Here is an 8,493-nt window from a genome sequence, read left to right as displayed (position 1 = left end):
TCGATGCCAAAGTGGCTCGTACGATCGTTTGTCATCTTTGTAACCGGATTGAGTATCTCTCCGGTGGCCGCCGCTCCGGCGCTGGCCACGGAGTCCGATCCGCGCTCGCCGACTCCGGCGCTGACCGCGACACCACCGCCGGTCTCCGAAGTGGGGCCCGCGGAACGGTCACGGGCGAACGCCAACGCCGCCACCGTCACGGAACTGGCGCCGCTGGCCCCCGCGCTACCCCCTGGCGTCAGCACCAAGAGCTGGTCGGTGGACGAGTTCGTCGGATTCTTCGAGCGCAAGTACGGCCGGCCGATGACCGCCGACGAACGGAACGCCCTGGCCCGGGGCTGCATCGGCGTCACCACCGTCAACCTGGAACGCGGCAACATCAACCCGCCGCTCGGCATGTCGTTCGGGACATTCGCGACCGCCCGGAACGTCCAGAACGCGATCAACGACATCCTGGCGACCAACCCGACCCGCGCCCGGTTCGTCACGGCCGTGGAGCAGGACCCGCTGCTGAGTCGGATCGACAACGTCACCGACTCGCTGCCCGGCGGGCCGACCTCCCAGTGGACCGCCGTCATCTTCTCGAAGCGCTTCTACTCCAAGCAGGACCCCTCGTGGACGGATGAGCAGGCCGAGCGCGCCTTCCGCCCGGATCCCGCGACCGACCAGGTCGACATGACCGACTACCGCTACCGGGCGAAGCCCGGATATGTCAACTTCGACTACGGCTGGCTGGACGAGGGCAGCGGCAACTGGTGGCACGCCAACCACGCGGAACCGGGGATGAAGGTGTATCAGAGCACCCTGCGGTACTACTCCCGTCCCTTGCTGGACTTCGACCGCCAGACCTTCGCGGTGACGTTCGCACGGATGCACCCATGACCATCGACGACCTCGTGGGCCGGCGCGTGACGTTACGCGGCATCGCGGGTGACGCCGCCGCGGGTGCGGTGCTGCTGGTCGGCGACGGCACGCCGGTGTACATCGAGCGCCTGCCCGACTGGGGCGGCCTGGCCGGAAGCACGATCGAGATCGGCGGCCTGCTCGACCGGGCGGAGATCGCGCCCTGGCGCCCGGCGCCGGGAGGGCCGGCGAGTCACGGCGCTCCGGGCCGCCAGTACGTGCTCCGCGACCACACCACACCGCGTCGACAGCCCGCAGGACCAGTCCTCGACTGAACGGGCCCGCTCACGCGGCCGCCTCAGTCGACCGCGGTGCAGCGGGCCGCCGCCCGCCGGGGGACCGGTGGCCGCACCCCGTGTGACGGCCACCGGCGTCCTGGTCAGACGGTCGGGAAACGCTGCCACACCCGGTGGGTGGCCAGCAGCTCCTGGACCGCCGCGAAGGTGTCGGGTCCGGCGTAGGCAGAGATCACGCCGGGCGTGTCGGCGATGCCCGTCGCCCGCAGGACGGCGATGCCGTCGCCCCAGGCGCCGATCGCCTTGGCGTGCCGCCACGCCTCCTCGGCCAGGCGCAGCACCCGTGGGTCGATCGGTGCCGGGTCGGCGGTGCCCGTCCTGGCGTCGCGGGCCGGGACCGCGCCGGGCGCGGGAGGCGGCGCGGCGGCCAGCAACAGCCCGTCGAACTCCACCGAGCGGGCCGCGTCGAAGGTGCGCTGCACGGTCAGGTCGCCCACCTGCCCGCCGTGCGGCGCGATGACCAGCGGGACCAGCCCGGCGCCGAGGGCCGCCTCCCGCACCGCTCTCACCCCGGCCAGGTCGGCCTCCGGGCCGACCACGATGCCGACGGTACGGCCGTCGGCCGGCCACTCCCGGCCCAGTTGCGACAGCGCCGGGCTCGGGGCCACCTCGGCCAGTGGCCTCGTCGGTTTCGGTACGGGCAGCCCGAGCCCCGCCGCCACCCGCTCGCACAGCACCGGGTCGATGTCGGCCAGGCACTGCACCTGCCGCTCCTTGATGGCCCGCTCGTAGCATTTGCCCAGCTCGAAGGTGTACGCGGCGACGATGTGCTCCTGCTCGACCGGCGTCATGCTCTGCCAGAACAGCCGCGTCTGGCTGAAGTGATCGGAGAAGGACACCGGGTTCGCCCGGATCTTCGGCGCCTCCGCGACCCGGACCGGCACGTCCACGAACGCGTTCTCCCCGTCGCCCGCCCGGAACGGGTTGCCACCGTCCAGCGAGTTGGGCCGGTACGGCGCCACCCCCGAGTGCACGGCGTGCTGGTGGAAGCCGTCGCGGAGCATGTCGTTCACCGGGGCGTGCGGGCGGTTGATCGGGATCTGCGGGAAGTTCGGCCCGGCCAGCCGGGTCAGCTGGGTGTCGAGGTAGGAGAAGAGGCGGCCCTGCAGCAGCGGGTCGTTGGTCACGTCGATGCCGGGCGGCAGGTTGCCGAGGTGGAACGCCACCTGCTCCGACTCGGCGAAGAAGTTGCTCGGGACGCGGTTGAGCACCAGCTTGCCGACGCGCTGCACAGCGGCCAGCTCCTCCGGCACGATCTTGGTCGGGTCGAGCAGGTCGATGCCCGCGAACGTCTGCTCGGGCGTGTCGGGGAAGACCTGCAGGCCCAGCTCCCACTCCGGGTACGCGCCCGCCTCGATCGCGTCGTACAGATCGCGGCGGTGGAAGTCGGGGTCGAACCCGCTGAGCAGCTGCGCCTCCTCCCAGACCAGCGAGTGCACGCCCAGCCGGGGCTTCCAGTGGAACTTCACCAGCACCGTGTCACCGGCGTCGTTGACCAGCCGGAACGTGTGCACCCCGAACCCCTCCATGGTCCGGTACGAGCGGGGGATGCCCCGATCGGACATGTTCCACATGGTGTGGTGCTGCGCCTCTGTATGCAGGGAGACGAAGTCCCAGAACGTGTCGTGGGCGCTCTGCGCCTGCGGGATCTCCCGGTCCGGGTGCGGCTTCGCGGCGTGCACCACGTCGGGGAACTTGATCGCGTCCTGGATGAAGAACACCGGAATGTTGTTGCCGACCAGGTCGAAGGTGCCCTCGTCGGTGTAGAACTTGGTCGCGAAGCCGCGGGTGTCGCGTACCGTGTCGGCCGAGCCGCGCGATCCCAGCACCGTGGAGAAGCGCACGAAGACCGGAGTCTCGCACCCCTTCCGGAGGAACCCGGCGCGGGTGATCGCGTCGGCGGTGCCGTACCCCGTGAACACCCCGTGGGCTCCGGCGCCGCGGGCGTGCACGACCCGCTCGGGGATCCGTTCGTGGTCGAAGTGGGTGATCTTCTCGCGGAAGTGGTGATCCTGCAGCAGGATCGGCCCGCGCGCCCCGGCCTTCAGCGAGTGGTCGGTGTCGCGCAGCCGGGCCCCCTGCGCGGTGGTCAGGAACTCGCCCTGCTGGGCGTACGCGCCGGCCGGGCAGCCGGTGACCGCGCCCGTGGGGGTACGCGGCTCCGGGTGGCCCTGCTCCGGCTTGGGGGGCAGCGGCTCGCGCGGCTCGGTCGGCTCCGCCAGGGGCGGGGTGCCGCTGCCGGGCGCGCCCGGCACCGGCGGTGCGGCGGCGTCGGTGAGCGTGGCGGTGGCGTGCTGCACGGCGTCCTTGACCGCCTCGGCGGGCTTGCGCGGATCCATCTGACCGGCTCCTAGGAGTGGGGTGTCCGATTCGCTCCAGTTACCCGGACCGTCGTGCCGCTAACGTGCCGGTTCGATCGCCGGTGCCGGGGTACGTCGGACTCATGCGCGTAGTGATCGTGGGTGCGACGGGCAACGTGGGTACGGCGCTGCTGCGCCGCTTGCGGGCCGAGCCCGATCTCGAACTCGTCGGGGTCGCCCGGCGGATCCCGGAATCGGTGGACGTCTACCGCGACGTCGAGTGGCACTCGGTGGACGTGGCCGCCGAGCGGGCATCGGGACTGCTGGCCGAGGTGTTCCGGGGCGCCGCCGCCGTGGTCAACCTGGCCTGGCAGATCCAGCCCAGCCACGATGCCCGGCGGCTGTTCCGCACCAACGTGCTGGGCAGCCGGGAGATCGCCCGGGCCGCCCTGAGCGCCGGAGTCGGCGCACTGGTGCAGGCGTCGTCCATCGGCGTCTACTCGCCCGGGCCCAAGAGGGACCTGGTCACCGAGGAGTACCCGCGCGCCGGTGTGCGGCGGTCCTCCTACAGCCGGCACAAGGTGCTCGTCGAGGACATGCTCGACGAGATCGAGTCGGAGTACGCCGGGCTGCGGGTGGTGCGCGTCAGGCCGGGCCTGATCTTCCAGCGGGCGGCGGCGATGGAGATCACCCGGTACTTCGCCGGGCCGCTGCTGCCCGCTCGCCTGCTGCGGCGGCAGCGCATCCCGCTCATCCCGGCGCACCGCGGGCTGCGGTTGCAGGCGGTGCACGCGGATGACGTGGCGGACGCGTACGCCCGGATCCTGCGCGCCGACGTCCGGGGCGCCTTCAACCTCGCCGCCGAGCCGGTGCTCGACGCGGCGGTGGCGGCGGAGGTCTTCCACGGCGTACGCGTGCCGGTGCCGGGGCCCGCCCTCACCCTCGCCGCCGGGCTCAGCTGGCGGTTGCGCCTGCAACCGGTCGACGCCGGGTGGGTCCACCTGGCGTTGAAGGCGCCGCTGATGTCGTGTGTGCGGGCGGCCCACGAACTCGGCTGGAGTCCGGCGCACGACGCCGTGTCGGCCCTGCGCGAGCTGGTCGCCGGCATCGCCGAGCGGGCCGGGGCGCCGAGCCCCCCGCTGTCGGCCGGCCCGGAGCTGCCCGGGCGTCCCGGCGGCCTGGTGCACGGCCGCCTGCCCGGCAGCGGCGATCCCTACTGACCGGGCGGGCCCTGCCGACCGGCGGGGCCGCAACACCGGCCGCGTTTCAGGAGTCCACCGGCGTGGTAACGGAACACCCATGGATCAGGCATCGACGAGCGGACCTTCCGTGTCGCGCGGGCGGACGGCCCGCATGACGATCGCCGGGGTCGCGGTGGCCGCGATGTGGCTCGGCGTCGCCTACCAGGTGGCCCGCCCCACGGACCCCAGCAAGTACCTGCGTACGGTGCTGCAGGTCGCCGGGTCGGCGCACGACGCGACGGAGACCGGTCGACTGATCGGCCGGCAGGAACTCGCCGGGAACCTGACCGGGCCGTTCGCCACGACGGCCTTCGACGAGGCCACCGCCGCGCTGGCCGGCGCGCAGAAGAAGTTCGCCGCCCAGGGCCCGCCCGACAGTGCCTCCGCCGACCTGCGCGACCAGCTCAGCCCGCTGCTGGCGCGGTCCGTCGTCGCCCTCGGCGACACCGCCGAAGCCGCCGACGACAGCGCACTGCGCGACGGCGTCGCGCGGCTGGACGAGCTGGCGGACCGGCTCGACGACTTCATCACGGCACACCAGTGAAACGCATCTTCGCCGTCGCACTGGGCGTGCTCACCGCCATCGGCGGGTTCGTCGACATCGGCGACATCGTGGCCAACGGCGAGGCCGGCGCCCGCTTCGGCATCTCGCACGCCTGGGTGCTGCTCGTCGGCGTCATCGGCATCTGCGCGTACGCGGAGATGAGCGGCCGGGTCAGCGCGGTCAGCGCCCGCCCCGTCTTCGATCTGGTCCGCGAGCGTCTCGGGCCGCGGGTCGCGCTGGCCAACCTCACCGGCTCGCTGCTGGTCACCGTGCTGACCCTCGGCGCGGAGGTCGGCGGCGTCGGGCTCGCCCTGCAACTGGCCACCAGCGTGCACTACCTGCTGTGGGTGCCGGTCGTCGCGTTCGTGCTGTGGGTGGCGCTGTGGCGGGTGAAGTTCAGCGTGCTGGAGAACGTGTTCGGGCTGCTGGGACTGTTCCTGATCGTGTTCGTGATCGCGTTCTTCCGGCTGCCCGCCGACACCGCCGAACTCCTGCGCCAGGCCACCCACCCCGGCCCGCCGCAGGGCGAGGACTGGGGCACGTACTGGTTCTTCGCGGTCGCGTTGTTCGCCTCCGCGCTCACCCCGTACGAGGTGTTCTTCTTCTCCTCCGGTGCGGTGGAGGAACGCTGGACGTCCAAGGACCTGCTCACCTCGCGGGTCAACGTGTTCCTCGGTTTCCCGCTCGGCGGGCTGCTGGCGTTCGCGCTGATGCTGACCTCCGCCGTCGTGTTCCACCCGCTGTCCGCCTCGGTGGACAACCTGTCGCAGGTGGCCATGCCGACCGCGATGGCGCTCGGCAAGCTCGGGCTGGCCGCCGCGATCCTCGGCTTCTTCGGTGCCACGTTCGGCGCCGCCATGGAGACGTCGCTGTCGGCCGGCTACACGGTCGCCCAGTACTTCGGCTGGAGCTGGGGCAAGTTCCACCGGCCGAAGGAGGCCACCCGGTTCCACACCGTCGTGATCGTCTCGATCCTCACCGGCGCGGCCGTGCTCATGACGTCCATCGACCCGATCCAGCTCACCGAGTACACGCTGGTGTTCAGCGCGGTGGCGCTGCCGCTGACCTACCTGCCGATCTTCGTGGTCGCCAACGACCGCGAGTATCTCGGTGACCGGGTCAACGGGCGGCTGGCCAACACCATCGGCGTCGTCTACATGTTCATCGTGCTGGCCGCGGCGATCGCTGCCATCCCGCTGATGATCACTACCCGGATGGGAGGCGGATGACATGCTCATCGGCTTCGACCTGCTCGATCGGCAGATCGTCGACCGCGACGGCGAGCCCGTCGGAAAGGTCGACGACGTCGAGCTGACCCGGGACGCCGACGGCACCGTACACGTCAGCGCCCTGCTGCTCGGGCAGCAGGCCCTCGGCGAGCGGATCGGCGGCATCCTGGGACGCATGCTCGCCGGCATGGCCCGGCGGTTGTCCGACGACCCGGACCGTCCGCCACCGCGGATCAGCATCGACCTGGTCGCCGAGTTCGGCAGCGCCATCACCCTGAACGTCCGCCGTGAGCTGCTGCCCGACCCGCCACTGGAGGCGTGGCTGCGTGATCACGTCATCGGCCGCATCCCGGGAGCCGGGCATGAGTCCTGAACCGCGCACCGTCCGCGCCAGCGATCTCCTCGGCCGCCGCGTCCACGACGACCGGGGACGGCCGCTGGGCGCCGTCGCCGACCTGATCACCGAGACCGGTCCCGACGGTACGCAACGCGTCACCGCCGTACTCGTGGTCCAGAGGCCGTGGGGCCGGCTGCTCGGCTACGAACGCGACGAGATCACCGGGCCGCCGATCGTGAACAGGCTCGCCCGGCACATCCTGCGCCGCAATCAGACCGTGGTGCCCTTCGCGAAGTCCGGCCTCGACCGGCCGGGGGCCACCTGACGGCGGCGGGGTCAGGTGTCGTCGGGATCGCGCCGGATGGCCAGGATGGCGATGTCGTCGGTCGGCTTCGCCAGCCCGATGTCGCTCATCACGGTGAGGCAGGCGGACTCCGGATCGTCCGGCTTGACCGCGTCGACCAGGGCCTGCAGGCCGACGTCGATGACTTCGCCGCGCCGCTCCACGAGACCGTCGGTGTACAACATCAGCAGCGCGCCGGGCGGCAGGTCCACGGTCGTGGTGTGCCGCCCGCGGGTGGTCCTGCCCACCCCGAGGGGCGGGTCGACCGGCGCGTCGATCAGCTCGGTGGGCCGGTCCGGCGTCGCCAGCACCGGCAGCAGGTGCCCGGCGGACGAGACCATCAGCGTCCGCCGGTCCGGGGAGATCATCGCGTAGCAGGCGGTGGTGAGGCTGCCGGCCTCGAAGTGCCGGACCTTGCGGTCGAGCATGGTCAGCAACTCGCCGGGGTCGTGGGTGATCAGGCTGTACGCCCGCAGCGCGCTGCGGACGCGGCCCATCACGACCGCCGAGGCCAGCCCGTGCCCGGCGACGTCGCCGATGACCACGCCCAGCCAGCCGGACGGGTGCTTGAAGACGTCGTACCAGTCGCCGCCGATGCCGAACTCGTGGCCGGGCACGTACCGGGCGGCCAGGGAGAGTCCGTCGATGGGGGGCAGGGTGCCGGGGAGCAGGCTGCGCTGCAACGCCAGCGCGGCGGCCTGCTCGACCTTGCGGCTGCGGATCTGCCCGGCCACCGCGGCGCGGTCGGCGGCCAGCTGCAGCAGGCTGAGGTCCTCCCGGGTGAAGTCGCGGTGGTTCATGGTCCCGACGTGCAGCACGCCGATGACCTCACCGCCGACGAAGATCGGTACGCCGAGCAGTGAGCGCAGCCCCTTGTCGATCAGGATGGGATTGAACACGTCGTCCGGGTTGACCTCGTCCAGCAGCACGGGCTGGCGGGTCTGGGCGATCCGGCCCGCGAAGCCGCGCCCGAGCGGGATCCGTACGCCCTGGCGTACCTCCTCCTCCAGGCCCTTGGCGGCGGTCGCGACCAGTTGCTGGGAGTGCGGGTCGACCAGCAGGATCGCGGCGGTGTCCGTGTCCAGCAGGTCGCGGACACGTTCGAGCAGCTCGTCGAGCATGTCGGCGACCTCGAGACGGGACAGTGTGGCGTCCGTCACAGTCTCGAGGCGGCGCAGTCGCTCGTCATCACGCAACCGCTTGTCTGCCCCCACGGTCGTCAGCGTATAGCCTCGGATGATCAGGACAGATCCGACCGCTTCGGCGAGTGTTTTCCGTCCGCGTGGCGGGGGAATCCGGC

9 protein-coding genes are annotated in these 8,493 nt (G+C 71.8%); 7 read left to right on the top strand and 2 right to left on the bottom strand.

The genetic code is table 11. From position 1 onward, the window contains the following. Positions 1 to 63 precede the first annotated feature (63 nt). Both ACMCNN_RS16845 and ACMCNN_RS16840 read left to right on the top strand, forming a co-directional pair. The gene (locus tag ACMCNN_RS16845; protein WP_412741450.1) at positions 64 to 882 is read left to right on the top strand and encodes a hypothetical protein; all 819 of its coding nucleotides are present in this window, start codon (positions 64 to 66) and stop codon (positions 880 to 882) included. After that, the gene (locus ACMCNN_RS16840; RefSeq protein WP_412741449.1) at positions 879 to 1,178 is read left to right on the top strand and encodes a hypothetical protein; all 300 of its coding nucleotides are present in this window, start codon (positions 879 to 881) and stop codon (positions 1,176 to 1,178) included. The genes ACMCNN_RS16845 and ACMCNN_RS16840 overlap by 4 nt, the downstream gene beginning before the upstream one ends. 104 nt (positions 1,179 to 1,282) lie before the next feature. On the opposite strand, the gene ACMCNN_RS16835 is transcribed toward ACMCNN_RS16840, so the two are convergent. Next, the gene (locus ACMCNN_RS16835) at positions 1,283 to 3,538 is read right to left on the bottom strand and encodes a catalase (protein WP_412741448.1); all 2,256 of its coding nucleotides are present in this window, start codon (positions 3,536 to 3,538) and stop codon (positions 1,283 to 1,285) included. A gap of 104 nt (positions 3,539 to 3,642) precedes the next feature. Between ACMCNN_RS16835 and ACMCNN_RS16830 the strand changes: the two genes are divergently transcribed. The 5 genes from ACMCNN_RS16830 (at position 3,643) to ACMCNN_RS16810 (ending at position 7,175) form a co-directional block, all read left to right on the top strand. Further along, positions 3,643 to 4,719: an NAD-dependent epimerase/dehydratase family protein gene (locus ACMCNN_RS16830; RefSeq protein ID WP_412741447.1), complete on the top strand. Its 1,077-nt coding sequence runs from the start codon at positions 3,643 to 3,645 to the stop codon at positions 4,717 to 4,719. Positions 4,720 to 4,852: 133 nt separating this feature from the next. After that, complete coding sequence (locus tag ACMCNN_RS16825) at positions 4,853 to 5,284, top strand: hypothetical protein (protein WP_412741446.1); 432 nt, start codon at positions 4,853 to 4,855, stop codon at positions 5,282 to 5,284. Further along, on the top strand, positions 5,281 to 6,513 hold the full coding sequence (locus ACMCNN_RS16820) for an NRAMP family divalent metal transporter (RefSeq protein WP_412741445.1): 1,233 nt from the start codon (positions 5,281 to 5,283) through the stop codon (positions 6,511 to 6,513). Before ACMCNN_RS16825 ends, ACMCNN_RS16820 begins: the two co-directional genes overlap by 4 nt. Position 6,514: 1 nt before the next feature. Beyond that, positions 6,515 to 6,886 carry a hypothetical protein gene (locus ACMCNN_RS16815; RefSeq protein WP_412741444.1) on the top strand — a complete coding sequence of 124 codons (372 nt, stop codon included), beginning with the start codon at positions 6,515 to 6,517 and terminating at the stop codon, positions 6,884 to 6,886. After that, the gene (locus ACMCNN_RS16810; RefSeq protein WP_412741443.1) at positions 6,876 to 7,175 is read left to right on the top strand and encodes a PRC-barrel domain-containing protein; all 300 of its coding nucleotides are present in this window, start codon (positions 6,876 to 6,878) and stop codon (positions 7,173 to 7,175) included. Before ACMCNN_RS16815 ends, ACMCNN_RS16810 begins: the two co-directional genes overlap by 11 nt. Positions 7,176 to 7,186: 11 nt before the next feature. Here ACMCNN_RS16810 and ACMCNN_RS16805 read toward each other — a convergent pair whose 3' ends face one another. Further along, positions 7,187 to 8,407, bottom strand: a complete 1,221-nt coding sequence (locus ACMCNN_RS16805) for a PP2C family protein-serine/threonine phosphatase (RefSeq protein WP_412741442.1) — start codon at positions 8,405 to 8,407, stop codon at positions 7,187 to 7,189. Between the last annotated feature and the right edge of the window lie 86 nt (positions 8,408 to 8,493).

The sequence above is a fragment of the Krasilnikovia sp. MM14-A1004 genome (assembly GCF_047159485.1).
GTDB lineage: Bacteria > Actinomycetota > Actinomycetes > Mycobacteriales > Micromonosporaceae > Actinoplanes.
The sequence above is the reverse complement of the archived record's forward strand: the minus strand, read 5'-3'. Positions and strand labels throughout refer to the sequence as shown.